Raw genomic sequence first — 26,244 nt, 5'->3', positions numbered from 1 at the left:
GTCACGTCCTGTATATAACCGGTATTCAACGCCGGAATACCGCCGGGCGTTTTTCCATAAACGCCTGCATACCTTCGATCTGATCCTCGCTGCCGTAGAGGGCATAGTAGCTGCGCCGTTCGAACAGTACGCCGTCCTGCAGGCTGGTTTGCTCTGCCTGCCTGACCATTTCCTTGGCGGTCATGGTGACGGCTTTGCTGTAGCCTGCAATTTGCTGAGCGGCTTCCAGCGCGGTGCTGAACAGCGCATCTGCCGGGACCACTCTGGCGGCCAGACCGGCGCGTTCAGCCTCCTGCGCATTCATCATCCGGCCGGTGAGGATCATATCCATGGCCCGTGATTTACCTACCAGCCGGGTCAGCCGTTGCGAGCCGCCCATGCCGGGGGTGACGCCAATTTTGACTTCCGGCTGGCCGAAACGGGCGTTGTCGGCGGCAAAAATCATGTCGCACATCATAGCCAGTTCACAGCCGCCGCCTAAGGCGTAGCCGGATACCGCAGCGATTATCGGAGTTCTTAGAGCGGCAAACCGGTCCCAAGGTTCAAAGAATCCTTGCTGAAACATATCCAGATGCCGCTGTGCGGCCAGCTCTTCAATGTCTGCACCGGCGGCGAAAGCCCGTTCGTTACCGGTGAGAATGATGCAGCCGGTATCGGGATCAGCATCCAGTTCGCTGCAGGTGCTGACCAGCAGCTGCATCAGCTGGCTGTTGAGGGCGTTCAGCACCGCCGGACGGTTGAGCCGCAGCACCACCACTCTGCCGTGGCGTTCAGCCAGCAGGGGGCTGTTATGATCGGATAGCAAGTCAGACATAGTGTTGCTCCTGTTCATGAATCCCAGATGGCCCCGTAGGCCGGAATACCGCGGCTTTCCATGCCGTATACCACCTGCCAGGTGAGTTTTTCATTGGATATACAAATGACTGCTTCTGCGCCGTGTTCCTGGCAGGCCTGATAGGCAAGTCTGACCAGATCCGGTTTGCCGTTGGCATCGGTATCCCAGATATGCGCGTCCGGTTGCGCTTCGAGAATTTCGTCCACCAGTGCGTCACCGTAGGTTTTGCGCGGTTCGCGGGTGGACCATATCAGATGAATAGGCACGTCCTGCGCCAACAGGTGCGGTAAAACCGGGCCGATGCCGCTGCCGGTGGCGACGTACACCACCTTTTTGAACAGCACTTCGATGTAAGCCACACCCGCCTGCGGGATGCCTTTCACCCATACATGGCTGGGCTTCTGCTCAATAAAATTACCCGTCCAGTCACCGGCCCGGGAAATCACCAGCCGGAAACCGTCTTTGTGCGGAGAGGGCGCATTGGCAAAGTGATGCCATTCCATTAGCGGGTTCAGACTGATTGCGGTGGACGAACCGGCAAAGGGGGTCACTCCGTGGTCGAAGGTTGCTACTGCCACGTGGTTGGAGGGTGTTTCTACCTGCACCGGTACCCGGCGTAAACGTAACCATGGCAGGATGATACTGGCGGTCAGCAGGCACAGAATCCAGAAGCTGGTGGCACCGGTCAGGGCATCGCTGAAGCTTTGCGCCCCGCGCTGATCATCAATAAAGGACAGAGTCAGCCCCCAGAACAGCGCCAGTGAGAGCCAGCCCCCGAAGCGGTGCGTCCGTTCGAAGGCATCATGATACCGGGCGCGGACAGTTTTCTGAGCCATCACCACAATCAGGACCAGCAGGACCAGCAGGCCGTAAATAAGCCCCAGACTCTGCGCTGAGATTCCCGGCAGGTTCTGCTGGAACTGATAGCTGGCGCTGCCGGCAAAGATGATGAACCACAGGGTGCCGGCCAGCGCGCCGCCTTTATGCAGGCCGCCGTAATGGTAGACCTTGCCCAGCGTCCAGCGGATGGCGAGTGGCCAACTGGTGGGGGCCCGGGTAAATAACCAGAAAAGACAGTTAATCACATATTGCTGACGGGCAAGTATGGCCAGCCCCAGGTTAAACAGGGTCAGATCGGCCAGTACCTGCAGGGCAATGCCCCCGCCGGTCCACCATGACTGGGTAAAACCGTATCCCAGCGCCGCCGCGTTAACCAGAAAGATCAGCGTAATCAGCCGGTTATAGTGCATGTAACGGGGTTTTTTGATGGTGCTGCGCAAGCCCTGACGGGGGGCCGGCAGATCAATTTGCATGTGCTGGCTGGTCATGGGGTTTCTCCGGAAATTTCAGCAGAGCGGTGGTATTCAGCGGCGCTGGCGGCCAGCGCGCGTTTGTCGACTTTGCCGCGAATGGTTTTGGGCAGCTCATCGACGGCGATAATAAACAGGGGCTCACAGTAGTAAGGCAGGGCACTGAGGACGTGCTGGCGGGCTTCGTCCGGATCCACATTCGCCGGGCTGACAAAGGCTGCCAGATGGCGGCTGTTGAGCTTCAGGGCAACGGCATGGTTGCAGTTTTCTGCCTGTTCAAGTACGGCGGAAACAGCATCCAGTTCCACCCGGAAACCGCGGATTTTCACCTGATCATCCACCCGGCCGAAGTGCTCAAGGGTGCCGTCGGCGGTCCAGCGGCCCAGATCCCGGGTGCGGAACATTTTTTGGCCGTTCCCGAGGAACGGATCGTCCCGATAGCGCTCTGCCGTCAGTTCAGGGTTGTTGATATAGCCTTTGGATACACAGATTCCCCCGGCCCACATTTCTCCGGTTTCACCGATTCTGCAGGGTTCCAGCTTGTCGTTCAGAACGTACACCGTATTGTTTGGCGTTGGCCGGCCGATACTCAGCACCGGGTCCCCCGGGCGGTAAATTTCAGCGGTGTTGATGATGGTGGTTTCGGTGGGGCCACAGGAATTGTAAAAATCACAGAATGCGCCCCATATATCCGCCAGTGGTTGCGGGCAGGGTTCGCCGGCGACGGCCACGGCTCTTACCTGATGGCAGCGGCTGGCATCCAGTGTCGCCAGAATGCTGGGGGTGGCAATTAATACATCGGCCTGTTCGGCGGTGGCCTGAAAGTCTTTATCGCGGATCAGCAGGGTGCCGCCATTGCCCAGGCAGCCAAGGATTTCCCAGGCGGCCATATCAAAGGCGATGTTCAGTTGCTGGGCGACTTTGTCACCGGGGCGGATGCCCATGTTGCCGGGCGCTGTCAGCAGAATATTCACAAGGTTGGCATGTGTGACCTGTACCCCGTTGGCTTTACCTGTGGTGCCGGAGGTGAAGATCACAACTGCAGTGTCTTCCGGACGGGCCGCTCTGAAGAAACGCTGTTCGATGTGAATCCCGGCCGGTTGTTCCAGAAAACGGTCAATGGCGATAATTTTCTGTGCGCCATCTTCGCTGACAGTCTGTTCATACTGGCGGGTGGTCAGAATAACGGTGGCCGCGACGGTTTCGACAATATGGCGGCGCTGCCGGGACGGGCACAGCTGCATATCCTGAGGCACATAACTGGCGCCGAGTTTAAGGCAGGCAAGTATACCGACCACCATTTCGATGCCTCTGCGCACAAACAGGCACACATGGTCACCACGGCTGATCTGGTTGCGCTGCAGATGGGCGGCCAGTGCATTGGCCTGAGTGTTCAGGGTTCGGTAACTGACTTCCCGGCCGCCGGCTTCACGGATTGCACAGGCATCCGGTTGCAGGGCGACAAAGTGCTCAAAGCCCTGATGGATGAGTTCAAAATCAGGCCTGACTGCTGGCCCGGTACCAAACTGACAGAACTGGCGTTGCTCTGCTGCCGGTAACCGGGTGATGGCCGGATGGCTGGCAGGTATCTGGCAGGTTGGATCCGTTAGCGGGGTGTTCGGTGCGGTCGTCGGGCGGTGCAGAGCCTGTCCGTCGGTACCTGTGGTTTGCAGTGTCATAACATCACCTCATGGGAGGCCGCTGCTGATCAGAAATTCCGGGCACGTTTCGGTCACAGCAAAGGCGTTCAATGTATTGTGGATGAAGGACATTCTTGCAGGCAGTTATCACAAAACTATCCGTTCGGGATAACAAAACCATGGTATTTTGAACCCGGCGGAGCGGTGTTTTCTAACACTTGTTTAAATGATTGCTTCGGGGGAAACTGTTGAAAATCAACGCATGCGCCGGCTATGACGGTTTTAATCACTGCCCGGGTATGCTTAAGTTGTGTTTGAACATCGCCAGATAGTGAATCTATGACTGCTACTGCTTTGCCACTGGTACTTTGTGGCCCGATTTTACGTCGCCTGACCCCTGAAAAGCTGACCCTGTGGCTGGCGGCATCGCAGCGGCTGGAGAGCCGCTTACACCTGTATCCTGACGGCGAATCACAGCAGGAGATTGATGCCGGTGCCCATTGCCGTTGCTGGCAGGCCGGTGAAAAGCTGTTTTTTTATCTGTTCGATATTCCTCTGCAGCAGGCGTTACCCTATGACAGCTTCGTCGGCTATGACCTGCAGTTACGTCCGTTAAACACCGAACGCTGGCAACCGGTGACTGAGTGGGCCGGTGATATCTGTTATCCCGGCCAGCCACGCCCCGGGTTTGTGCTGCGCTCAAGGCTGGACCGTGTACTGCACGGTTCCTGCCGTAAACCTCACTATGACAGCGCTGACGGTCTGCTGTTTGCCGATGCCAAGCTGCAGCAACACTTTATCGACCCGCAACACTGGCCATCGGTGCTGATGATGTCCGGTGATCAGGTTTATGTGGATGATGTCGGCGGACCGATGCTGGTGGCCATTCATGGTTTGCTGGCTGAGCTGGGTTTGCCGGTGGAAACCATTGCCCAGGTGCAGGGCAGCGAAGCCCGGCTGCATGATCAGGATGCCCATTATTATCAGCGTGATACGCTGCTGCCGACAGAACAGAGCAGTGGCCTTCAGGATGTGCTGTTTCGCAGTGTTGAAAAGCCTGTCTTTACCTCAGACCATGCCCATAACCACCTGATCACCCTGGGTGAAGTGCTGGCCATGTATCTGCTGGTCTGGTCGCCGGCGGCCTGGGAAAAGCTGTCACTGCAGGCCCCGCCGGCGCTGGATGATGCCCAGCAGGCGCTGTACCGTGATGAGCGCCACGCGCTGGATCATTTCATTGCAGGATTGCCCCGGGTCCGCCGGGTAATGGCCCACTTACCGGTGGCAATGATTTTTGATGATCACGATATAACCGATGACTGGAACCTGACCGCCGGCTGGGAACAGTCGGCGTATTCAAATCCGTTTTCCCGCCGGGTGATCGGTAACGCCCTGCTGGGCTATCTGATCTGTCAGGGCTGGGGCAATGCCCCGGAACACTTCCCTGAGCCGCTGCTGGAGCAGGTGGTCACCGGGCTGCAGCAACCGGGCGGTGAACCTTATGAAGCCCTGCTGGATGAGTTGCTGAAATTTCCCCGCTGGCATTATCACTGGGACTATCACACACCGCTGGTGGTACTGGATACCCGAACCCACCGCTGGCGTTCTGAAAAGAACCTTAACTGGCCTTCAGGCCTGATGGACTGGGAAGCCCTGACGGATCTGCAAAGTGATATTCTGGGCCATGAGTCGGTGGTCATCGTGTCACCGGCGCCGGTTTTCGGGGTGAAACTGATTGAAACCATACAGCGGATCTTTACCTGGGTCGGTAAGCCGTTACTGGTCGATGCGGAAAACTGGATGGCTCACGCCGGTTCCGCACATGCGTTGCTGAATATGTTCCGTCATCCCCGCACGCCGAAGAATTTTGTGATTCTGTCCGGCGATGTGCATTACTCCTTTGCTTACGATATTCAGTTAAGGGGCCGGCAGGGCGGGCCGGAAATCTGGCAGATAACCAGCAGCGGCATCCGCAATGAATTTCCGGAAAAGTTACTGGATGTATTCGACCGCCTGAACCGCTGGCTGTATGCCCCCCTGTCGCCGCTGAACTGGTTTACCAAACGGCGGGGCATGAAAATTATCCCTTATAAACCGGCGAATGCCCGCCGCGGTGAGCGGTTACTGAATGCGTCGGGGATTGGCTGGCTGGAACTGGATCACGAGGGGGCACCGGTGACGATTCAGCAACTGACCGGGGATGAGCGCAGCGTTGAGTTTCTCCTCCATGAAGATGAAGCCCACTGGGAATAGTGCCTGCGCTGTCACGATCAGCCCATCCGGGTGATGCGGTCTTCGTTCTTACCGTGGCGCATGGCATATTCAAAAAAGTCATCTGCGGCCAGTGCCTGGCTGAAAATAAAGCCCTGAATCAGCGGGCAGCGTTCATCCCGCAGGACATCTAACTGCCGGTTTTCTTCCACCCCTTCGGCGATGACTTCCAGTTTCAGGCTTAGTCCCAGGGTAAGTATTGCCCGGGTAATGGCCAGATCATTGACGTCATGGGCGATATGGTTGATGAAGCTGCGGTCGATTTTGATCTTGTTCAGCGGCAGTTGTTTCAGGTATGAGAGGGATGAATAACCGGTGCCGAAGTCATCCAGCGCCAGCCGGATGCCCATGTTATACAGCCGGGTGAGTTTTTCCGGGGTATCCAGTAAGGCGCTTTCTGTCACTTCCAGTTCAAGTGCCTGCGCCGGGCAGCCGGTTTCTGCCAGACAATTCACAATATGATCAATGAAATCCGGTTCCTGCAACTGATGGCAGGATATATTCACCGCAATGGCCCGCAGGCTGAGCCCCTGATCCCGCCAGCGCACCCATTGCTCGCAGGCTTCCCTGATGACCCAGCGGCCGATCGGGTTAATCAGCCCGCTGGACTCAGCGTAGGGAATGAAGTCGGCGGGGCTGATCCATCCCTGTTCACGGGGCCAGCGAATCAGGGCTTCGCAGCTGACCGTCAGGCTGCGCTTCACACAGACCTGTGGCTGATAATGCAGGCAGAACTCCCGGTTATCAATTGCCCGGCGCAGGCTGTCGATCATATTCACCCGGTGTTGCAGGTTGACCGTCAGGTGACTGTCGTAGAAGGCGAAGGCGTTCTTACCGTTGCGTTTCGCCTGATACATGGCGGCATCGGCATTGCGTAACAGTAATTCGGAGGTGTGACCGTGTTCCGGGTAGATGGCGATGCCGATGCTGGCCCCGGCAAAAATCTGCTGTTCGCCGATTGTGAACGGGGCGGTGAAACAGTCCAGCAGCTTCTGAGCAATGGTAACCGCGTCGTCTTTGTCAGGCATAAAACCGGTGACAATGGTGAATTCGTCTCCCCCTAACCGGGCCAGATGGTCTTCCTCCCGGAGGGTACCCAGCAGACGTTCTGCTACCTGGCGTAACAGCTGATCGCCGGCGCTGTGGCCAAGGGTGTCGTTAACTTCTTTAAAGTTATCCAGATCAATAAAGAACAGGGCCAGTGAGGCGTTATGTTCTGCCACCGTTTGCAGCATGGTTTCCAGATGATCATTACCGGTCAGACGGTTTGGCAGATCGGTGAGGGCATCGTGCTGGGCGGTATGCCGCAGGATGCCGGTTTGCCGGTTGAGGCGGTCGATCATGCGGTTAACACTGCCGGCCAGCTGCTTGAATTCATTAAAGAAGATGCTGTCTTTATTGAGATGGATGCCATTTTCCACCGCGTCGTTAAAAGCGTGCTGAAAGAGGGTCAGGTTATGCTGTAAACGGCGGCTGAAGAAATAGGCTGACAGTAAGATCAGCAGGGTGGCGGTCAGCAAAATCAGCATGGCGGTGCGTACCCGGGTGTTCACTTTACTGGCGAACTCAGCACTCCGCCGGGCAATTTCTGCATCGATGGTATCCAGATACGCGTCGGTGCCGATATAGACCTGCCATTCATCAATGCCCACCATGAAGGCTATTTTTTCAGCGATGTCACCGTTGGGTTTTTCCCAGGAATAGGAGTAAAAGCCCCCTTCGGGATGCTCTCTGACCAGCCTGACGGCATCCTGAACAACGTGTTTTCCGTTGGGGGACTGCAGGTCCCAGATGTTGGTCTGGCCGGCGACATATTTGCCCTGTGCGGCATAGAGCTCACCGGTGTAAGACACTACCGAGAAGTAATCCGGTGCCATTTTGGAGGTGGATGTCTGGGCGATGTCCTGCAGAATGCGGGTGCGGTTGCGGTTTTCGAAGTCTTCCAGATAGTCACCGCTGCCGATGATCCAGTTGTAGGGTTCAAAGCGTTTTACAAAACTGTATTTACGTTCCAGCGTGCTGTTGTCTTCCGGGCGGTACCAGTCGTAAAGAATGTAGCCTTCATCTTCAGTGGAGACCAGTTCGAGGGTTTTCTGCGTGACTTCGTGTTTTTCTCTGGAATGCAGGCTGGCATCCATGGTGTGACCTTCAACAGCCGGATCGGGCGGGTAAAGCAGGGGAGTTTTGTTGAATGAATCAATGAAATAATAACTGCGGGAACTGGCAAAATGGCTGTAACGCAGGGCGTCGATTATCCGTTGCTGAATATTAAAGTCCGGCAGGCGTTTGTGGTACTGACGGTGAATGCCCGTGGCGACACTGTGAGCCTGGTAAACATGGTTTTTCAGGTGACGGCGCAGATCGGTGCTTGCCCGGGCCTGCTGTTGATGAACAAACTCACGCATTCGCAGAACATCATTGCGTAAAATCTGTTTTTGTTCTTCCAGATAATTTTCGGCAAACCGCCGGTTGGTGTCTGCCAGGTCACGGTATTCGCTGTCGATCCATAAATAACCAATGACCAGGGTAGTGATAAAGATCACCGCCCCGACTTTAATCATCAATGAATTAACAACACTGCTACTGGCCACAGATTTTGGTCCTGTAGATTTCCGTATGGTGTTTACAGCCTCAGTATCTGCGAATGCATGCTGCGGAACGTTATTGGCGTTATTGAATTAAATGTAGGCCATAACCGGTGAATGTTTGAACCGGGAAAGGAAATTTTCCCTGAGCCTTTAGTCGGCATTTATTTCAGGTGACTGATTTTATTAATGAAAAACGTATTTTTACGGTGAATCCTATGGATATCAGGGATCACTGTTTTGGGCAGTCATGGTGTTTTGATTACCTGGTAAGAGTGTTTTGTCCGGTATGCGGGCAAATTAAACAGGGAAATGAAAATGCCTCTGCCGGAGCTGTTTTGCATTTCTGTCCGGCCTGATGGACAATTTTCCGGATATCACCTGATTCGGGAATCTATATATGCGCCTGCTCACCTTGCTGCTTGTCTGTTTCATGACCCTGCCGGCCTATGCGGTAGATGTCTGTGCCTGTAAAGGCAACAAAAAACCGGGCGGTGCGTGTTATGCCGGAGTGGGTGGCCCTGCGTATGCCGGTGTGGGCGGTCCTGCTTATGCCGGCGTGGGCGGCCCCTGTTATGCCGGTGTAGGTGGCCCCCGGTATAAGGGCGTTGGCGGTAAGCGCTATGCCGGTAAAGGCGGCCCGCTTTATAAGGGCGTGGGCGGGGCCTGTTACGCCGGCGTGGGTGGCCCGTGCCAGCGGAAGCACCGTGACTATCTGAAACGCTGTCCTGAAGCATGTCGTAACTGAGGGCGTGGCCTGCCTGTCACGGGCTGGCGAAGTACGCTCCCCGGTGCTGTCCGGCACCGGGATTGATGTTTTTCTGCTTTGCCGATCGCTGTTCTGCGATAAATTCTGATTTTTTTTATTTTTTTGCAATCAAACCTGAAGCAGGTTCGTTAACCCTTATGAGTCGCAACAAAAATGACTCTTAAGACCTGCCTCGCAGGCCTGCGAATGTTAAGGGGAATAACAGTTCTGTTCGCAGGTTGGTGATCAGTCAGGAAAATATAAAAAAATCTGAGGATATCGATCATGTCTAAATCAACACTAGCACTGAAAACAGCGATTGCCGGTATTGCCCTGGCGGGTGCGTCTGCAGCGATGGCTGTGCCGGATCAGCCAGCTGCGTGGGAAAAATGCGCCGGCGTGGCAGTGGCAGGTAAGAACGACTGTGGTGCTCTGGACGGTAAGCACGGTTGTGCCGGCCAGTCTACAGTAGATAACGCGGCGAATGAGTGGGTATACGTGCCGGAAGGTACCTGTGCCAAGATCGGTGGTGATGTCGCCAAGGTTAAGCCAGCGAAGGCATAACCCGGTTCCTGCCCGGAGGCTGGCGGAGCGAGGCCGGCAGTCTCCGGGCGGGTGACTATGCTGTTACAAGCGCTTGTCTCCACGAACGCTTCAGAGAGCATATGCAGACCGAAGGAGTCAGGATTGAGTCATCATCTGATAGGATCATTACCCGCCCGTGCCGGGATAGGTTTACGCTGGCCGCATATTGATCAGTTGCTGGCAGAACAGCCGGATATCGCCTGGCTGGAGTTGCTGGCAGATAACCATTTGCATACCGGTAATCTGGATTATCACCGGATGATGGCGCTGGCGGAGCGTTATCCGGTCGCGCTGCATTGTGTGTCAATGAATCTGGCCGGTAATGACCCGCTGGACTTTGCCTATCTGGACCGGATTAAGCATCTGTCGAAAGCGACCGGGGCCGCCTGGATATCAGATCATGCCTGTTTTTGCAGCCAGGGTAATGCCCACAGTCACGATTTACTGCCTCTGCCCATGACGGCCGCTTATGCTGAACATCTGGCGGCCAGAATCCGGCTGGTTCAGGATTATCTGGAACAGCGTATTCTGCTGGAAAACCTTTCAACCTATTTACGGCCGCCGGTGGCCGGCTTGCCTGAAGGGCAGTTTCTGGCGCTGGTAGCAGAACTGGCGGACTGCGATTTATTGCTGGATGTGAATAACTTTCAGGTGAACAGTATCAATTTCGGTGATGACCCCCGGGAACAGATTGGCTACCTGCCTGCAGAGCGGATTCGCCAGATGCATCTGGGAGGCTATCAGAAAACCGACTGGGGCGCGCTGGATACCCACGGCAGGGAAGTCTGGCCGGATGTCTGGGAACTGTTTGCGGACACTGTGGCACGAACAGGCCCACGGCCAACGCTGATTGAATGGGACAATGATGTTCCCGAACTGCCGCGTTTGCTGGAAGAAGCAGCCCGGGCTGATCAGATTTTGCTGCAGCGGGAGGTGGCTTAGTGACTGTGCACAATTTGCCAGATGGCGAGGCTTTTTTACCTCAGTACTGGCCGCAGCTGTTAAATGACGCTTTGCAGCAGCAGGCGGATACCCGTCACTGGCAGGCCGCCGGGAATGCCTCACCGGCAACCGTGCTGGATGCTTACCGGAACAATACCCGGGAAGGGCGCATCCGCGCGTTGCAGGTAACCTTTCCGGTGTTGGAGCAACTGCTGGGACAAACTGCGTTTGCAGCCTATGCCGGTGATTATGTCACGCAGTACCCGGCCGTTGCTGCTGATCTGGATGTGTTTGGCGATCACTTTGCCGATTTTCTCCGCCAGTGTGAGCCACTGAGGACGGTGCCTTATGTGGCCGAAATGGCGGCGTTTGAATGGTGTGTGCAGGCGGCCCGCTTTGCGCCGTTAGAAACCGCCCTGAGCGGTGCAGTGCTGGCGCAGAGTGATGAACAGCAGCTGGAGACGCTGCGGGTCAGTACGCCCCGCAGCTTACAGCAGCTCAGGTGTGAACATAATATTCATGAGCTGTGGTTGTGGCACCGCCAGCCGGAGGATGAGTTTCAGTTGCAGCACGGAACCTTTAATCTGGTGGTCAGTATGCAGCGCTCGGCAACACAGGGCTGGCATATCGCTGCACTGGCCGTGACTGCTAAGGAGGCAACGCTGTTAAATGATGTGAACACAATGTTACTGACTGAGGTCGTGGAAACATTCGCCGCAGAAGGTATGCCGATCAGTGAAACCCTGCAGTGCTGGTTAAACCGGCAATGGCTGGTGGCCCATGATTGACCAGGCCCAGCTGAACCGTTTACACCGCTATGCGGTGTCTTTGTGCCGCCACGGGGATGATGCTTTTGATCTGGTGCAAAGCGCGCTGGCGAGTTTTCTGGAACCGCCGGTGAAACAGTTTGATGATCCGATCCCCTATTTATTTACCAGTATCCGTAACCGATATATCGATATCTACCGCCGGGATCAGAAGGTGCAGAATACCCCGTTACAGGATGAACACAGAGAAGCCGCAGACTATGATCTGCAGGTGCTGGAAACGGTAATGGTGAACGAGCGGCAGGTACATTACCTGATGAATATGCTGGATGATCAGGAACGTGAAATGCTGTTTCTCTGGGCGGTGGAAGGTTACAGCACGCAGGAAGTAGCGACCCTGATGGCATTACCAAAGGGGACCGTATTATCTAAAATACACCGCTTGCGGCAGCGCTTACATCAGAGCAAGGCCAGGGAGAATAATTGCGGGGTGAGTTTATGACTCAGCACAGTGAAAAACCGTTGAAACAGATGGTGGATGAGTATTATCAGCGCATTGAACTGTCGCCGGAGCAACTGAAGTGTTTGCAGGCGATGCAGGTACCGGCACAGTCCGTGGCCCGCGAATCCTGGTCTGGCCGTCAGCAGTTTAAACAGTATGGCGGCTGGCTGTTCGGCTGTTGTGCGCTGTTATTACTGGCCGTGCAGCTCTGGTGGCCGCACATTGCCAGCGGGCCTTATCCGAAAGCTCATGAAATAGCGGCGGAAGTGGCGTACAACCATTTTAACCGCCGGCCACTGGAAACCCGTGGCAGCAGTTTTCCGACACTCAGTGGCTATTTCACCCAGCTGCAGTTTGAACCGGTGCTGTCCAGCCTGTTGGCAGGGGAAGTGTTTCAGGGGGCCCGGTATTGTTCCCTGAGCAGTATCCGGGCCGCTCAGTTCCGGGTTGAAGATGTGAATGGTGAGGAACAGACCTGGTATCAGGTGGATTATCAGCCTGAGGTGTTTGGTCCGCTGCCGGATATTGGCCGGGGTGACGCGCCGGTGGTTGCTTACGGTAAAGGTCTGCCGGTTAAAATCTGGGTAGAAAAGGGCATGTTGTTTGCGCTGACACAAAACCCGGATAACTATCGTAAAGCCGTTGAACAGTGAGGTCTGCGAGCCCGGTTAACCGGTTCGCGGGCTGCCAGGAACCCTGACGGGGTCCCCGGTGCGGTGGCTAACGCTGTCCGCCCATCGGGGATTGTTTTACAATGCCTGCATTTTTAATGTTCGAGAGTTCTCCCACATGAGCAAGTTAGGCACCCTCTATATCGTTTCTGCGCCGTCCGGTGCGGGTAAAACCAGTCTGGTAAAGGCGTTACTGGAACAGGATCAGCAGATCTGTGTATCGGTGTCCCATACCACCCGTGACATGCGTCCGGGCGAAGTGGACGGCAAAGATTATAACTTTGTTGCCCTGAGTGACTTTGATGCGATGATCGGCCGGGGTGAGTTTCTGGAATATGCTGAAGTGTTTACCAATAAATACGGTACATCTCAGATCTGGGTTGAGCAGCAGCTGCAGCAGGGGCTGGATGTGATTCTGGAAATCGACTGGCAGGGTGCCCAGCAGGTTCGCCGCCTGATGCCGGAGAGCGTATCCGTGTTCATTCTGCCACCGTCAACCGACGCGTTGCGCGAACGTCTTACCGGTCGCGGTCAGGATGCAGCAGAGGTCATTGAGCACCGTATGTCACAGGCCATCAGCGAAATGAGCCATTACGCAGAGTTTGATTACCTGATCATCAATGATGATTTTCAGACCGCACTGGGAGAATTGCAGTCGGTATTTGCCGGTCAGCGTCTGACATTAGACCGTCAGCAGCGAAAGCATCAGGGTTTACTGGCCGGGCTCTTGTCAGCTTAAGCGCACTTAGGTAAACTTTCGGGTCAATTTTTATACATTTTTACGTACGAAAGTACCGAGGTCCCGAATGGCTCGCGTAACCGTTGAAGATTGTCTGGAACACGTAGACAACCGTTTTGAATTAGTCATGCTTGCGTCCAAGCGTGCCCGTCAACTAGCTACCGGCGGTAAAGAGCCAAAGGTAGAGTGGGAAAATGACAAGCCGACTGTTGTTGCGCTGCGTGAAATTGCTGAAGAGCATGTCAGCAATGCAACAATTGATGTAGTCGAAGAAGCGTAACTGCTTACTTGCTTCGATTGTCAGGCTGGTTGCTGAAAACACTGTTTACAGCACAGGTTAATGACACAGATAAATATGGCCGGTTTTTACCGGCCATATTTATTTCCGGCGCACGGAAATGCGGTGCCGGAACACCCCGCCAGTAAGCCATTGACGTCGTTATACAGTCAGAAATCCTCGCATATTGCTGCTAAGCTGATATTCCGGGCGCAAATCCGCTGTTTTAGTGTATTTAGCACTTGCACAATACAGGTGTAGTTTTGTAGCTTTAACAGTAAGTTATCCGTAAATCATGCAGGAGTACCTGATGCCAACCATTGATGCGCTTTCTGACCGGTTATCCGGCTATCTTGATCTCGAGCAGATCAGGGCCGTGCGGCGGGCGTATTTTTACGCAGAACAGGCCCATGATGGCCAGCGGCGTAAGAGTGGTGAGCCCTATGTGACCCATCCGCTGTCGGTGGCATCTATTCTGGCGGGTATGCACATGGACCATCAGAGCCTGATGGCGGCGATGCTCCATGACGTGATTGAAGATACGGAAGTAAACCGGGACGGCCTGGCCGGCCAGTTCGGTGATCAGGTTACCGACATTGTTGACGGGGTCAGTAAGCTGACCCATCTGGAGTTTGAAACCCGTGCTGAGGCACAGGCGGAAAACTTCCAGAAGATGGTGATGGCAATGGCGGTGGATATCCGGGTTATTCTCGTCAAGCTGGCGGACCGGTTGCACAACATGCGTACTCTGGGAGCCATGCCGCCAGAAAAGCAGCGCCGCATCGCCCGTGAAACCCTGGATATTTACGCGCCGGTTGCAGCCCGTTTGGGGATGCGGGATATGCAGCTGGAACTGGAAGATCTGGCATTCCAGTCGTATCACCCGATGCGCTCCAAATATATTCGCCGGGCGGTGGTACAGGCCCGGGGCCAGCGTAAAGATATTATTTCCAGCATTGAAGAATCGATCCGCAGCCGCCTGAGTCAGGAAGGGTTTGGCGGGGTGGTTTCCGGCCGGGAAAAACACCTGTACAGCATCTATAGCAAGATGAAGAGCAAAGGTAAGTCCTTCGAGGAAATCATGGACGTGTTTGCTTTTCGGATCGTGACCGAAAGTGTTGATGACTGCTATCGGGTGCTGGGGGTTATTCACAGCCTGTATAAGCCGGTTGCCGGGCGTTTCAAAGATTATATCGCGATTCCTAAAGCCAACGGTTATCAGTCGCTGCACACGGATTTATTCGGTGCCCGTAATATCACCATCGAAGTGCAGATCCGCACCAAAGAGATGGATGCGGTTGCCAGCCAGGGCATTGCAGAGCACAGCCACTATAAGATTTACGGTGATTCCAGCAGCGCGGTAGACGGTTATAACCGGGCCCGTAAGTGGGTGCAGAGCCTGCTGGAAATGCAGAAGCGTGCCGGCGATTCCATGGAGTTCATTGAAACGGTGAAAACCGATCTGTTCTCCGATGAAGTATATGTATTCTCGCCGAAAGGCCGGATTTACGAACTGCCGCAGGGTGCCACGGCGGTGGACTTTGCCTATGCGGTACATACCGATGTGGGTAACTCCTGTATCTCCTGCCGTATAAACCGTCGGCTGGCGCCGCTGTCCCAGACGCTGGAAAGCGGCCAGACGGTGGAAATCATTACCACGGCCAGCGCCCGACCGAATATTGCCTGGATGAATTTTGTGGTGACCGGTAAGGCGCGTTCCGCGATCCGTCACTTTGTGAAGCAGCAGCAACGTGATGAATCCGTAGAACTGGGCCGTCGCCTGCTGAATCAGTTTATGAGTAACTTCGGTACCTCGGTGGATGATGCTGATCCGGCGCAGTTGCAGGCACTGCTGGAAGAGATGCAGCTTAACAGCCTGGATGATCTGCTGGTGGATATTGGTCTGGGTAACCGGATGGCCTATGTGGTGGCGCGCCGGCTACGGCCACGCTCTGATGAAGACGAGGGCAGTAAGGATCTTGGCCCGGTGACCAGCGACAAACCCTTTGCGATCAAGGGCACGGAAGGCATGGTCATGCACTATGCCCGTTGTTGTGGCCCTATTCCCGGGGACAAGATCACCGGCCATATTTCTTCCGGCAGGGGGCTGGTCATCCACCGTACGGATTGCCGTAATATCGCCTTTATGAAAGATGATGCAGAGAAATGTGTTTATCTGGAATGGTCGGCCGCGATCGATGAAGAATTCACCGTTAACCTGGATCTGCAGGTTGAACCGGCCCGGGGCCTGATTGCTTCGTTGGCTACCACCGCAGCAGGCGCAGGTTCCAACGTCTTTAAGATTGATATTTCAGAGACGGACTCACCTCTGAGTACTGTGCACATGGATATCACTGTTACCAGCCGGATACATCTGGCCCGGGTCATGCGTAAACTGAAGTCCCTGCCGGCGGTGTATAAACTGACCCGCGTCTGACGGCTACTTTTCTCCCGGGATCAAACAGGCACTTCTCTGACGGGAAGTGCTTTTTTTTGGCTGGTCATTTTCTGTTCATGAAATGGTCGCACTGACCGATATAGTATCTGCCTGAAAATACCGGCGCTATTACCCCGTACCGCAGTGCTTTAGCCCCCAAACTGGGAGGCTGTGCATGGACACTGCCGGGCTGACTTTGTAGGCTGATTATCCGAAGCCTGCAAATTTTGCAGCCCAAATTTAAAAGTCTGAATAAACCGGTGGATGGAGATTGCTTTGGCGACTCACAGTATGCAATCAATGCAAGCCGCTCACACTGAGCCTAAATATCGCATCCTTATGGTGCACGATACCGGCACGAAAGCGCTGGTATTAGTGCCGTCTGACCAGTTACTGGATCTGGTCAGTATCTGGAATCATTCAGAATTACGCCTGCAACCTCTGCGCAGCCGCGAAGCGGTCAAGTTCTTTGGTCAGGCTGCCCTGAAAACAGAAAAAGGTTTGCAAAAGCTGATGGGCCTGCGGGTCTATATGGACGCCGGACTGAATGATCTGGATGTCATTGAAGCGGTTGAGCCTTATACCGGCCGGGTCTTTGAGATCCGCCGTCACTGGATACAGCAGCCCGTAGTACTCAAGGCGCTGGCGCTGACTACCACCTCTATCAGCAATGCCCAGCCGGGCGGAAGTGATGCAAAAGTAATTACCCAGGCGGTTGAGCGCTTTACCAGCTTGCGGGTGAAACAGCGTCTGGAAGATACGCTGGGGATGCCGGCGCTGCCGTTATCCATGAAAAAACTGATTGCCCTGCGCTCTGATCCGATTGCCGGGATTGATGATCTGGTGCCGCTGGTCCGGGTTGATCCGAGTCTGGCCGCTCAGGTGATGAGCTGGGCGGCGTCACCGTATTATGCTGCGCCAACAGATGTACAGTCTGTTGATGATGCTGTGGTACGGGTACTGGGCTTTGATCTGGTACTGAATCTGGCCTTAGGTGTCGCCATGGGGCAGACACTGGCAGTGCCGGATGATACCCCCCGTGAAGGTGTGCCGTTCTGGCAGCAGGCGGTGTATACCGCAGCGCTGTGTGAACTGCTGTGCAAGAAGGTACCGGTTGCAGTACGGCCTAAGCTGGGCATGGTGTATCTGGCTGGCTTACTGCATAACTTTGGTTATCTGGTACTGGCCCATGTATTTCCGTCGTATTTCTCCCTGTTATCCCGGTATATTGAGGCGAACCCGCATATGCCGTCTGAATACATTGAACAACAGGTACTGAACGTGACCCGTGAGCAGATTGGCTCATGGCTGCTGGACAGCTGGTCGCTGCCGGATAAAGTCTGTGAAGCGGTACGTCATCAGCAGGACCCGAACTATCAGGGTGACGCCCAGCAGGAAGTGGGTCTGTTATACATTGCATCCCGCCTGTTACGTTCAAAGGGCTTGGGTGACGGTCCGGAAGAAGAGATTCCCAGCGCACTGTTCAAGCGTTTACAGATCAGCCGCGAAGACGCCGATGAGGCATTGGAGATGATCGTCGAGAACCGTACCGAGCTGGAGGCGCTGGTGAATTCAATCGCACCGGCAAAGGCCAGCTAAGCTTAGTCAGTAAAGCTTGGCCAGTTAAGCTTAGCCTGTTTATAAAAGCGTCCTGGCGTATGCCGTGACGCTTTTTTTGTTTTTAGCCGGAGAGAAGATACATGGATTTAGCACAGATACTGACCTTTACGGTGGTGGCGACACTGCTGGTGATATCGCCGGGGCCGAATGGCGTACTGATTGTTAAATCGGTCACCACGTCCGGCAAAGCCGCCGGATTTGCCAACGTGGCGGGGTTTGTGGGGGCGTTTTACCTTCATGGTGCATTGTCGGTACTGGGGATATCGGTGATTCTGGTGCAGTCAGCACAGTTGTTCTTTATCGTTAAAATGCTGGGGGCGGCCTACCTGTGCTGGATCGGCATCAATGCGTTGCGGGCTGCGTTGCACGGCAATGCAGGCACGGTGGGTTCGGCTTCCGCCACTGCGCCGGCAAAGTCACAAAGCCTGAGACACGCATGGCTGGAAGGGTTTCTGACCAATGCACTTAACCCTAAGGTGTCGATGTTTTATCTGGCGGCATTCCCGCAGTTTATACCCCTGGGTGAGGGGGCATCGTCGGCTTTTCTGCTGGTGCTGATCCATTCTCTGATCAACCTGCTGTGGTTCTCAGGCATGGTGTTACTGCTGTCCCGGTTTATGGGATTTTCCCGGGCAGGTGTGATGCAGCGGGCGCTGAAAGCGGTAACCGGTGCAGTGTTTGTGACCTTCGGCATTAAACTGGCCTCGTTTGAGGCCTGATATGCAGGGGCTCAGTGGTCTGAGCCCGGCGGTTATTCGGCGGTCAGTTGCTCAAGTTCTTCCAGTTCTTCGAGCTTTTCCATCCATTCGGCTTCAACCGCCTCACTGCGCTGTTGCAGCGTGGCCTGTTGCTGTAAGACATCTTTCAGTTCAGCTTTGCGGGCCTCTTCATATATAGATGTATCGGCCAGTTTTTCTTCAACGGCGGACAGCTGTTCCGCCAGCGTTTCGATTTCCGCTTCCAGCTTCTCGGTGGCTTTCTTTAACGGGCGCAGCATACTGCGGCGCTCAGCAGCCAGACGTTTTTGTTCTTTACGTTCCGCGGCGCTGGCGGAGCGGTTTTCCCGTTCCGGCTGCTCCGTCTGATTGTCTTCCCGGCGCTGGCTGGCGAGCCATTGCTGATAATCGTCCATATCGCCTTTAAATGGCGTCACCTGCTGATCGGCAACCAGCAGGAACTCATCCACACAGTTACGTAATAAGTGCCGGTCGTGGGAGACCAGAATCAGCGCACCTTCAAAGCCCTGCAGGGCCAGCGTCAGGGCGTGGCGAACTTCCAGATCCAGATGGTTGGTCGGTTCGTCGAGCAGCAACAGGTTGGGTTTCTGCCAGGCGATCAGTGCCAGCGCTACCCGGGCCTTTTCACCGCCGGAGAATTGTTTAACCGGTTCCAGCGCCCGGTCGCCATGGAAGTCGAAGCTGCCAAGGAAGTTGCGGATTTCCTGGTCGCTGGCCTGTGGGGCAATACGTTTAATGTGCAGGCTGGGAGACACTTCCAGATCCAGTGCTTCCAGCTGGTGCTGGGCAAAGTAACCGACTTTCAGATGCTCACCGCTTTTACGCTCGCCACTGAGCAGTGAAAGATCTTCGGTCAGGGATTTTATCAGGGTGGATTTACCGGCACCGTTCGGGCCAAGCAGACCAATGCGGGCGCCGGGTACCAGACTCAGGGATACCTGTTTCAGGATGGCTTTGTCATAACCCAGATCAGCTTTATCCAGCGTCAGCAGCGGGAAAGAAATCTTATCGCTGGCCTCAAAGCCGAAGCTGAAGGGGCTGTCGACGTGCGCGGCAGAAATGGTTTCCATCCGTTCCAGCTCTTTGACCCGGCTCTGGGCCTGCTTGGCTTTGGAAGCCTTGGCCTTGAAGCGGCGGACGAAGTTTTCGATCTCGGCAATCCGCTGTTGCTGCTTCTCATACTGAGCCTGTTGCTGGGCAAGCCGTTCCGCACGCATGACTTCGAAGTCTGAGTAGCCGCCTTTGTACAGATCGGTTTTTTGCCGGTGCATGTGGACGATATGGGTGGTGACGGCATCGAGGAAATCCCGGTCATGAGAAATCAGCAAAAGGGTCCCCGGATAACTGCGCAGCCACTGTTCCAACCAGATGGTGGCATCCAGATCCAGGTGGTTGGTGGGTTCGTCGAGCAGCAGAATGTCAGAGTGACACATCAGCGCCTGTGCCAGATTCAGACGGATTCGCCAGCCCCCGGAAAAGGTGCTGACCGGCCGGCTGGCATCACCGGGTCTGAAGCTCAGGCCATTCAGCAACTGATGGGCGCGGGATTCTGCCGTGTAGCCGTCAATCGCCGCCATTTCGGCATGTAACTCGCCACTGCGGTGGTGATTACCGCTGGTTTCAGCTTCTTTCAGCTGTTGCTGAACGTTGCGTAAACGGCGGTCACCGTCGAGCACATAGTCCAGCGCGCTGCGGTCAGAGTCCGATACTTCCTGTGCCATGTGAGCAATAATCAGGTTAGTGGGCAGCTGAAGGTCGCCTTCATCCGCCTGCAGCTCGCCCAGAATCAGTTTAAACAGTGATGACTTGCCTACCCCGTTTGCGCCGATAATGCCGACTTTCTGGGTGGCGTGAATGGTCAACTGGGCCTGTTCGAGCAGACGTTGTGGGCCCCGTTGCAGGCTGAGCTGGTTTAACTGAATCATGGTTCTTACCGGACTGGCAGGCTAATATCGGATGCCGGTGAACATCCGGCGCTGATTTTGGCTGCGGATTCTAGCACAATTCAGCCGGTGAATATGCGTTTGAGTGAGGCACAGAATGTCGGAAATACAGTCAGCAGATAACAGTTTATGGCACTTTGCACTGGCCTTTTACAGCCGTCCGGGAATTGCCCCTCTGTGCCTGCGATTACAGTCGGAACAGGGGCTGGCGGTGAACCGGGTGATTTTCTGCCTGTGGCTGGCCAGACAGCAGCAGGGGGTTGTGGCGGAACTGTTCAGCGATAAAGCGCTGCAGCACTGGCATTATGAGCGCTTGCTGCCGTTACGGGCCCTGCGTTACAGCGTGCGGGAAGAACGCCAGCAGGATCACCGGCTGGATGCCGCCTATGAACAGCTTAAGAAGGCCGAACTGGCCTGTGAAAAAACCGAACTGCAGATGTTGTACGACCTGGCAACGGCAAATGACCTCTGCCCGGCGCTGTCTTTGCCGGTGGATGATCTGGCCAGAGCCAATCTGGAAGTTTATCTGCAAACGGTGCAGGGACAGTGGTCCGGGCTGTTGCAGACATTGCTTGATTTATATACCGAAACTGGCATTTAGGTTGAACTTTTCCTTACCTGCCCCCACTAAGGCAGGATATATAGAAGCAGCTATGTTAAGTTGAGCCTTGCGTACAGATTCTGTACCTATGCTTTTAAGCAGAGATCTCAGGCTGAAAGCTGCCGATTCCGATACTCGGACAGACAAAACTAAGGAAATGAAATGAAAAAGACGCTGGTTGCTGTTGCCGTTGCAAGTGCGTTCCTGGTGGGGTGTGGTGAAGAAAAGAAAGCCCCTGCACCGGTAGAGAAGCCTTACACTCTGGATACTGAAACGAAGAAGCTGAGCTACGGCCTGGGTATGGTGCTGGGCGAGCGCTTAAAAGCTGATTTCGAAACAATGGATTACGATGCACTGCGCCGCGGTGTTGAAGCAGCGTATGCCGGTGATGAAGGCCTGATGAGCCGCGAAGACGTCGAAAAAGTACTGATGGAAGCGCAGCAGAAGAAGGTTGAGGAAGCGCAGAAAGAAGCCGAAGCACTGGCTGATAAGAACACGCAGGAAGGTATGGACTACATGGCTGAAAATGCCAAGAAGCCAAACGTGACGACCACTGAGTCCGGCCTGCAGATTGAGCACCTGACCGAAGGCGAAGGTGAAAGCCCGACCGCTGAAGATTCAGTGATGGTGCACTACAAAGGTACCCTGATTGACGGTACTGAGTTCGACAGCTCTTACAGCCGTGGTGAGCCTGTATCCTTCCCGCTGAACGGTGTGATTCCTGGCTGGACAGAAGGCCTGCAACTGATGAAGAGTGGCGGTAAAGCCCGTCTGGTGATTCCGGCTGATCTGGCATATGGCCCGACTGGCGCTGGCGGTACCATCGGACCGAACGCGACGCTGGTATTCGAAGTTGAATTACTGGAAATTAACCCGGAAGGCTAAATCTCCGGGCTGAACCATAAAGAAAACGGGAAGCTTTGGCTTCCCGTTTTTTTATGCCCGCGCTTTTATTTATCCAGCGCGTCGGCGGCTTCGTGTCTGGCCGGCCGGTGGCTGAGAATTTCCGGTTCCGCCAGCCATTCCTTGCCCTTTAACATGGCATTCCAGTAGATCCACGGCAGCATCTTTTCTTTCAGTAACCAGGACAGGCGGGATGGCCGGGTACCCTGTACCAGCCAGGTGGGAAAGGTCGGCTGCAACTGACCGCCGTAGCCAAATTCAGCCAGCACGATTTTGCCTTTTTCTACGGTCAGCGGGCAGGATCCGTAACCGGCGTAAATAGCTCTTGGCGCCTCTCCTTTGAGGGCTAACAGTACATTCTCTGCCACCACCGGTGCCTGCTTACGCACCGCCGCAGCCGTTTTGGCATTCGGGGTATTGCCTGCGTCTCCGAGACCGAAGATATCGCCGTAGTGGTTATGCTGCAGGGTTTCCGGGTCCAGGTCCAGCCAGCCTCCGGCGTCCGCCAGCGGGCTGTTGCTGATAAACTTCGGGGCTTTCTGAGGGGGGCAGACGTGGATCATATCGAATGCTTTCTCAATCTCCCTGCTTTCGCCTTCACCGTCGGTGACGCTGAATGTTGCCGTTTTACCCGGCCCGTCGATGGCGGTAAGGGTGTGCTGAAACTGCAGCGCTATGTCGTATTTCTTTACATATTCCATGAGCGCCGGTACGTAGTCGGCGACGCCGAACAGGCCGGGTCCGGCGTTGCAGAATTCCACATCAATGTTGTCCAGCCGCTGCGTGCGTAACCAGTGATCACAGGCCAGATACATGGCTTTTTGTGGCGCGCCGGCACATTTAATCGGCATGGGGGGCTGGGTGAACAGGGCTTTGCCGGACTTGCAGTTCCGGATCAGTTCCCAGGTGTAGGGTGCCATATCGAACTGGTAGTTTGAGGTGACGCCGTGGCTGCCAAGATTCTCCCGTAAGCCTGGGATGGCATCCCAGTCCAGCATCAGCCCCGGGGCGATGATCAGGATACGGTAGCCCAGCCGTTCGCCGTCTTCGAGCACCAGTTGGCGCTGTTCCGGTTCGAAGTGGCTGACGGCTGCCTGATACCAGTGGCAGTCAGGATGCATGACATCGGCCATCGGGCGGACGGTATCTTTACGGTTGAATACGCCGCCGCCGACCAGGGTCCAGCCGGGCTGATAATAGTGTTCCGTATTGGGCTCAGCGATGGCGATGTCCAGATCCGGCTGGCGTTTTAACAGGCTGGCGGCTGTTGCCTGGCCACCGGCGCCACCGCCGACAATCAGAATATCGTGCTGCCGGCCGGCAATAACCGGCCGGCTTTCCGAATTACTTTCCTGCTGATTCGCTGCGTTCAGAAGCCGCTCTTTCTGGGGGGCCAGATCGTAGCCGGCCTGTGCGGTGGCGTTAAGAATGGCGGTGACATCAAGCCGGGGAGCCTGCGACAGCGCCCAGAGCGTGGCGCTGCGGGTGCCGGTGCGGCAAAAGGCCAGCACCGGCCCCTGAACCTGATCCATCAGGGTGGTGAATGCTGTGACGTCTGTGTCAGTTACTTTGCCTATCTCGACGGGTAAGTAATGCCAGGCCAGTCCTGCACGCTGACAGGCATCTTCCAGCTGTTGAGTGTCCGGCTGGTCCTGAGATTCACCGGTTGGCCGGTTACAGATAATGGTCCGGAATCCCTGTGCAGCTGCCAGCCCGATATCGGCAGAGGTTATTTGCGGGCTGATACTGATAAACGGGCTGAGCTGGCGTACGTCCATGAGGAAGTCCTCTTTATTTTCTGAGTGCGGGTAATACACGGCTGCAGAGTGATGCAGCCGGCGCAGAGTGTGTCCGGAGCATGAATGTCCGGTGATGACTAACCTGAAATCAGAACAGGTTGAGCGGGATTTTCAGATATTGCTGGCCGTTGTCTTCTGCCGGGGGTAGGTGTCCGGCACGCATGTTTACCTGTACTGACGGCAGTATCAGTTTGGGCATACTCAGGGTGGCATCCCGGCCGGTGCGCATGGCGACAAAATCAGCTTCGTTAATGCCTTCCTGAATGTGAATATTGTGCTGACGCTGCGCGGCAACGCTGGTCTGGTGGGCGTATTCATCCCGGCCCGGCGCCTTATAGTCGTGGCACATGAACAGGCGGGTGTCATCCGGCAGCTGGAAAATCCGTTGAATAGAGCGGTACAGCATGGCGGCATCGCCACCGGGGAAATCGCAGCGGGCGGTACCGTAGTCAGGCATAAACAGGGTATCACCCACGAAGGCTGCATCGCCGAAGACGAACGTCATACAGGCAGGTGTATGGCCGGGCGTATGCAGTGCCTGGCCCGTAAGCCCGCCGATCTGAAGGGTGTCGTTGTCTTCCAGAAGGACATCGAACTGGCTGCCGTTAGTGGCAAATTCTTTCTCAGCGTTAAATGCCTGACCAAAGGTTTTCTGTACGGTACAGACCTGTTTTCCGATGCCGATCAGACCGCCGGTTCTGGTTTTCAGATACGGCGCCGCAGACACATGATCAGCATGCACATGGGTTTCCAGGATCCAGTCAACGGTCAGTGAGTGTTTGTCGATGAAGGCCAGCAACGCATCGGCTGACGCGGTGTCCGTTTTACCGGAGGCATAATCAAAATCCAGCACGGAGTCGATGATTGCGCAGTGGCTGGATTCCGGATCCTGAATGATGTAACTGAAGGTAAAAGAGGGCTCATCAAAAAAGGCGGTGACAATTGCAGGTTGGGCATTGGCTGACATAAGGCTGTACCGAAGTTATTATATTTTGGTTATAAGCATAAAACTAAATGGAATATATAAATTAGATCAGCCTAATATGGATGTCAATCAGTGTGGTTAAAAATTATCCACCGGGGCGAACAAAGTTTTACGGTTCATCAGTGTTGCTGTGACCGGCAGGCAGGTAGAAATTGCAGCGTTTGTGATGGCTGTTCAGGTATTCACCGGGGGATGCGCCGGTGAAGTGCCGGAAATCGCGAATAAAGTGGGACTGGTCGTAATAGCCCTGTGTCAGCAGGGTATCGGTATAGGCTGTGGCTGAGAGAGGGCTCTGCAGCAAATGCTTGAGGGTCGCCTGAAACCGGGCGGTACGGGTGAAGTATTTGGCGCTGACACCGGTTATCTGCTTTATATGCCGCTGGAAACTACGTTCGCTGAGGGCTGTTGCCTGCTGAATATCCAGTACTGACAGCGTCCGGTGGCAATAATAAAGCTGGTCAACCACATGGGATAACGCGGTGGTGTGCACATCAGAACGGTGCAGGGTGCCGAGCCAGTGTTGTAGTTGTCCGGCCAGCATTTCGTGGCTGTGGTTGTGACCGGGGTTGTGACTGAGGATGTGACTGTCGTTGTGGAGAGCGCAGGGCAGGCTGATACCCAGCTCCTCAGTGGGGATTACCCGGTCACAGACAAGGTGCAGAGGAATCCTGAACAGGCTGAAGAAGCCTGCCGAGCGGAAACGGATACTGAACAGGCGGACTTCACCGGCTGATCTGATCTTTAACCGGGTGGTGCGGGGGCAAATGCAGACCGATTCGCCTGCTTTGAGCCGGGTATGGACCGGCTCACCGGACGGGTCCGGCATGGTTTGCAGCAGCTCGGTATCGTCCGCCAGATTCAGCAGGATTTCGGCGCCGGTACCCGGCAGATAATCAGGTAACTGAGCGCCGCCGCTGGCGGTAATGCTCCAGAACTGAGCCACCAGAGAGGCCAGTGCCGGTGCCGGATAAGTGCAGTGCCTGATCATGAAAAGAGCGCTTCCTTCTGCCGCTAACAGGGCTATTTTACGCGGCGGTCAGGGAATCACCACTGCAAAAATTCAGTAACGGATGCTGATCAAACCGGACGACGCCGACGTGCATACGGCCAGCGGCGGCCCGGGTAACCTGGGCAACGCCCTGATGGCCAAACCCACCGCACAGTTCAATGGCGGTAATGCCTTCCTCTGTGAGTGACGGCAGTATGTCACAGGCCTGCTGATAGCTGCTGACAGCGAGGGTCTTGACGGCCACACCCGGAGTGCTCACCCAGCCCTGATGCTGTTCAGGGTTGGCATCCGGGGTGATAAAAATAAATGCGGCTTTAAGGGTATCGCTCATGGCTGAT

Annotated in this window: 23 protein-coding genes; 14 read left to right on the top strand and 9 right to left on the bottom strand. The window is 55.3% G+C overall.

The features are described 5' to 3' along the window. Positions 1-25 precede the first annotated feature (25 nt). Genes PCI15_RS22815 through PCI15_RS22805 form a run of 3 tightly spaced genes read right to left on the bottom strand, consistent with a single transcriptional unit; the run spans position 26 to position 3,824 of the window. Complete coding sequence (locus PCI15_RS22815; protein WP_271272164.1) at positions 26-814, bottom strand: enoyl-CoA hydratase-related protein; 789 nt, start codon at positions 812-814, stop codon at positions 26-28. A 14-nt stretch (positions 815-828) separates the two neighbouring features. Next, entirely contained in the window at positions 829-2,163 is a 1,335-nt protein-coding gene (locus PCI15_RS22810; protein ID WP_271272163.1) for an FNR domain-containing protein, read from the bottom strand. Then, positions 2,160-3,824: an amino acid adenylation domain-containing protein gene (locus PCI15_RS22805; RefSeq protein WP_271272162.1), complete on the bottom strand. Its 1,665-nt coding sequence runs from the start codon at positions 3,822-3,824 to the stop codon at positions 2,160-2,162. The genes PCI15_RS22810 and PCI15_RS22805 overlap by 4 nt, the downstream gene beginning before the upstream one ends. 300 nt (positions 3,825-4,124) lie before the next feature. Between PCI15_RS22805 and PCI15_RS22800 the strand changes: the two genes are divergently transcribed. Next, the gene (locus tag PCI15_RS22800) at positions 4,125-6,038 is read left to right on the top strand and encodes an alkaline phosphatase D family protein (protein ID WP_271272161.1); all 1,914 of its coding nucleotides are present in this window, start codon (positions 4,125-4,127) and stop codon (positions 6,036-6,038) included. Between the two features lie 17 nt (positions 6,039-6,055). Here the strand turns inward: PCI15_RS22800 and PCI15_RS22795 are convergent, their stop codons facing one another. After that, positions 6,056-8,647, bottom strand: coding sequence for a bifunctional diguanylate cyclase/phosphodiesterase (locus tag PCI15_RS22795; protein WP_271272160.1), 2,592 nt, complete (start codon positions 8,645-8,647; stop codon positions 6,056-6,058). A gap of 394 nt (positions 8,648-9,041) precedes the next feature. Here PCI15_RS22795 and PCI15_RS22790 point away from each other — a divergent pair, with 394 nt between their 5' ends. From PCI15_RS22790 to PCI15_RS22740, 11 genes are all read left to right on the top strand, one after another. Further along, complete coding sequence (locus tag PCI15_RS22790; protein ID WP_271272159.1) at positions 9,042-9,389, top strand: hypothetical protein; 348 nt, start codon at positions 9,042-9,044, stop codon at positions 9,387-9,389. Between the two features lie 285 nt (positions 9,390-9,674). Then, a complete protein-coding gene (locus PCI15_RS22785; protein WP_271272158.1) occupies positions 9,675-9,953 on the top strand; it encodes a BufA1 family periplasmic bufferin-type metallophore in 279 nt (92 codons plus the stop codon). Between the two features lie 123 nt (positions 9,954-10,076). Beyond that, positions 10,077-10,916 (top strand): MbnB/TglH/ChrH family RiPP precursor modification enzyme, encoded by an 840-nt coding sequence (locus PCI15_RS22780; RefSeq protein ID WP_271272157.1) that lies wholly within the window; start codon positions 10,077-10,079, stop codon positions 10,914-10,916. A 5-nt stretch (positions 10,917-10,921) separates the two neighbouring features. Beyond that, positions 10,922-11,704 carry an HvfC/BufC N-terminal domain-containing protein gene (locus PCI15_RS22775; protein WP_271272156.1) on the top strand — a complete coding sequence of 261 codons (783 nt, stop codon included), beginning with the start codon at positions 10,922-10,924 and terminating at the stop codon, positions 11,702-11,704. Beyond that, positions 11,697-12,185 (top strand): RNA polymerase sigma factor, encoded by a 489-nt coding sequence (locus PCI15_RS22770; protein WP_271272155.1) that lies wholly within the window; start codon positions 11,697-11,699, stop codon positions 12,183-12,185. The genes PCI15_RS22775 and PCI15_RS22770 overlap by 8 nt, the downstream gene beginning before the upstream one ends. Continuing rightward, positions 12,182-12,838: a hypothetical protein gene (locus PCI15_RS22765; protein WP_271272154.1), complete on the top strand. Its 657-nt coding sequence runs from the start codon at positions 12,182-12,184 to the stop codon at positions 12,836-12,838. The genes PCI15_RS22770 and PCI15_RS22765 overlap by 4 nt, the downstream gene beginning before the upstream one ends. A gap of 136 nt (positions 12,839-12,974) precedes the next feature. Further along, positions 12,975-13,595, top strand: coding sequence for a guanylate kinase (gene gmk / locus PCI15_RS22760; RefSeq protein ID WP_271272153.1), 621 nt, complete (start codon positions 12,975-12,977; stop codon positions 13,593-13,595). 67 nt (positions 13,596-13,662) lie between these two features. Continuing rightward, positions 13,663-13,875, top strand: coding sequence for a DNA-directed RNA polymerase subunit omega (gene rpoZ, locus PCI15_RS22755; RefSeq protein WP_271272152.1), 213 nt, complete (start codon positions 13,663-13,665; stop codon positions 13,873-13,875). Between the two features lie 307 nt (positions 13,876-14,182). After that, complete coding sequence (locus PCI15_RS22750) at positions 14,183-16,309, top strand: RelA/SpoT family protein (protein WP_271272151.1); 2,127 nt, start codon at positions 14,183-14,185, stop codon at positions 16,307-16,309. A 291-nt stretch (positions 16,310-16,600) separates the two neighbouring features. Further along, positions 16,601-17,908: an HDOD domain-containing protein gene (locus PCI15_RS22745; RefSeq protein ID WP_271272150.1), complete on the top strand. Its 1,308-nt coding sequence runs from the start codon at positions 16,601-16,603 to the stop codon at positions 17,906-17,908. A gap of 101 nt (positions 17,909-18,009) precedes the next feature. Further along, the gene (locus PCI15_RS22740) at positions 18,010-18,648 is read left to right on the top strand and encodes a LysE family translocator (protein WP_271272149.1); all 639 of its coding nucleotides are present in this window, start codon (positions 18,010-18,012) and stop codon (positions 18,646-18,648) included. Positions 18,649-18,680: 32 nt separating this feature from the next. Here PCI15_RS22740 and PCI15_RS22735 read toward each other — a convergent pair whose 3' ends face one another. After that, the gene (locus PCI15_RS22735) at positions 18,681-20,591 is read right to left on the bottom strand and encodes an ATP-binding cassette domain-containing protein (RefSeq protein ID WP_271272148.1); all 1,911 of its coding nucleotides are present in this window, start codon (positions 20,589-20,591) and stop codon (positions 18,681-18,683) included. A 115-nt stretch (positions 20,592-20,706) separates the two neighbouring features. On the opposite strand from PCI15_RS22735, the gene PCI15_RS22730 reads away from it, so the two are divergent. Beyond that, complete coding sequence (locus PCI15_RS22730) at positions 20,707-21,210, top strand: TIGR02444 family protein (protein WP_271272147.1); 504 nt, start codon at positions 20,707-20,709, stop codon at positions 21,208-21,210. A gap of 162 nt (positions 21,211-21,372) precedes the next feature. Then, positions 21,373-22,095, top strand: a complete 723-nt coding sequence (gene bamJ / locus PCI15_RS22725; protein WP_271272146.1) for a BamJ family beta-barrel-assembly machinery protein — start codon at positions 21,373-21,375, stop codon at positions 22,093-22,095. 65 nt (positions 22,096-22,160) lie between these two features. Here bamJ and PCI15_RS22720 read toward each other — a convergent pair whose 3' ends face one another. The 4 genes from PCI15_RS22720 to PCI15_RS22705 all read right to left on the bottom strand — a co-directional run bounded on the left by PCI15_RS22720 (position 22,161) and on the right by PCI15_RS22705 (position 26,237). After that, the gene (locus PCI15_RS22720) at positions 22,161-23,891 is read right to left on the bottom strand and encodes a bifunctional protein tyrosine phosphatase family protein/NAD(P)/FAD-dependent oxidoreductase (protein ID WP_271272145.1); all 1,731 of its coding nucleotides are present in this window, start codon (positions 23,889-23,891) and stop codon (positions 22,161-22,163) included. A gap of 109 nt (positions 23,892-24,000) precedes the next feature. Further along, positions 24,001-24,879, bottom strand: coding sequence for an MBL fold metallo-hydrolase (locus tag PCI15_RS22715; RefSeq protein ID WP_271272144.1), 879 nt, complete (start codon positions 24,877-24,879; stop codon positions 24,001-24,003). Positions 24,880-25,006: 127 nt separating this feature from the next. After that, complete coding sequence (locus PCI15_RS22710) at positions 25,007-25,885, bottom strand: helix-turn-helix domain-containing protein (protein ID WP_271272143.1); 879 nt, start codon at positions 25,883-25,885, stop codon at positions 25,007-25,009. Between the two features lie 37 nt (positions 25,886-25,922). Next, on the bottom strand, positions 25,923-26,237 hold the full coding sequence (locus tag PCI15_RS22705) for a DUF6506 family protein (RefSeq protein ID WP_271272142.1): 315 nt from the start codon (positions 26,235-26,237) through the stop codon (positions 25,923-25,925). Between the last annotated feature and the right edge of the window lie 7 nt (positions 26,238-26,244).

Source organism: Aliamphritea hakodatensis (assembly GCF_024347195.1).
GTDB lineage: Bacteria > Pseudomonadota > Gammaproteobacteria > Pseudomonadales > Balneatricaceae > Amphritea > Amphritea hakodatensis.
This window is presented reverse-complemented; position numbering and strand designations above follow the sequence as displayed.

Excerpts from the sequence above, each read along its gene's own strand:
- PCI15_RS22770 (WP_271272155.1), top strand. The coding sequence starts at position 11,697 with ATGATTGACCAGGCCCAGCTGAACCGTTTACACCGCTATGCGGTGTCT.
- PCI15_RS22805 (WP_271272162.1), bottom strand. The coding sequence starts at position 3,824 with ATGACACTGCAAACCACAGGTACCGACGGACAGGCTCTGCACCGCCCG.
- PCI15_RS22785 (WP_271272158.1), top strand. The coding sequence starts at position 9,675 with ATGTCTAAATCAACACTAGCACTGAAAACAGCGATTGCCGGTATTGCC.
- PCI15_RS22790 (WP_271272159.1), top strand. The coding sequence starts at position 9,042 with ATGCGCCTGCTCACCTTGCTGCTTGTCTGTTTCATGACCCTGCCGGCC.
- PCI15_RS22715 (WP_271272144.1), bottom strand. The coding sequence starts at position 24,879 with ATGTCAGCCAATGCCCAACCTGCAATTGTCACCGCCTTTTTTGATGAG.
- PCI15_RS22815 (WP_271272164.1), bottom strand. The coding sequence starts at position 814 with ATGTCTGACTTGCTATCCGATCATAACAGCCCCCTGCTGGCTGAACGC.
- gmk (WP_271272153.1), top strand. The coding sequence starts at position 12,975 with ATGAGCAAGTTAGGCACCCTCTATATCGTTTCTGCGCCGTCCGGTGCG.
- bamJ (WP_271272146.1), top strand. The coding sequence starts at position 21,373 with ATGAAAAAGACGCTGGTTGCTGTTGCCGTTGCAAGTGCGTTCCTGGTG.
- PCI15_RS22765 (WP_271272154.1), top strand. The coding sequence starts at position 12,182 with ATGACTCAGCACAGTGAAAAACCGTTGAAACAGATGGTGGATGAGTAT.
- PCI15_RS22720 (WP_271272145.1), bottom strand. The coding sequence starts at position 23,891 with ATGGACGTACGCCAGCTCAGCCCGTTTATCAGTATCAGCCCGCAAATA.
- PCI15_RS22730 (WP_271272147.1), top strand. The coding sequence starts at position 20,707 with ATGTCGGAAATACAGTCAGCAGATAACAGTTTATGGCACTTTGCACTG.
- PCI15_RS22740 (WP_271272149.1), top strand. The coding sequence starts at position 18,010 with ATGGATTTAGCACAGATACTGACCTTTACGGTGGTGGCGACACTGCTG.
- rpoZ (WP_271272152.1), top strand. The coding sequence starts at position 13,663 with ATGGCTCGCGTAACCGTTGAAGATTGTCTGGAACACGTAGACAACCGT.
- PCI15_RS22810 (WP_271272163.1), bottom strand. The coding sequence starts at position 2,163 with ATGACCAGCCAGCACATGCAAATTGATCTGCCGGCCCCCCGTCAGGGC.
- PCI15_RS22705 (WP_271272142.1), bottom strand. The coding sequence starts at position 26,237 with ATGAGCGATACCCTTAAAGCCGCATTTATTTTTATCACCCCGGATGCC.
- PCI15_RS22735 (WP_271272148.1), bottom strand. The coding sequence starts at position 20,591 with ATGATTCAGTTAAACCAGCTCAGCCTGCAACGGGGCCCACAACGTCTG.
- PCI15_RS22750 (WP_271272151.1), top strand. The coding sequence starts at position 14,183 with ATGCCAACCATTGATGCGCTTTCTGACCGGTTATCCGGCTATCTTGAT.
- PCI15_RS22745 (WP_271272150.1), top strand. The coding sequence starts at position 16,601 with ATGCAATCAATGCAAGCCGCTCACACTGAGCCTAAATATCGCATCCTT.
- PCI15_RS22710 (WP_271272143.1), bottom strand. The coding sequence starts at position 25,885 with ATGATCAGGCACTGCACTTATCCGGCACCGGCACTGGCCTCTCTGGTG.
- PCI15_RS22800 (WP_271272161.1), top strand. The coding sequence starts at position 4,125 with ATGACTGCTACTGCTTTGCCACTGGTACTTTGTGGCCCGATTTTACGT.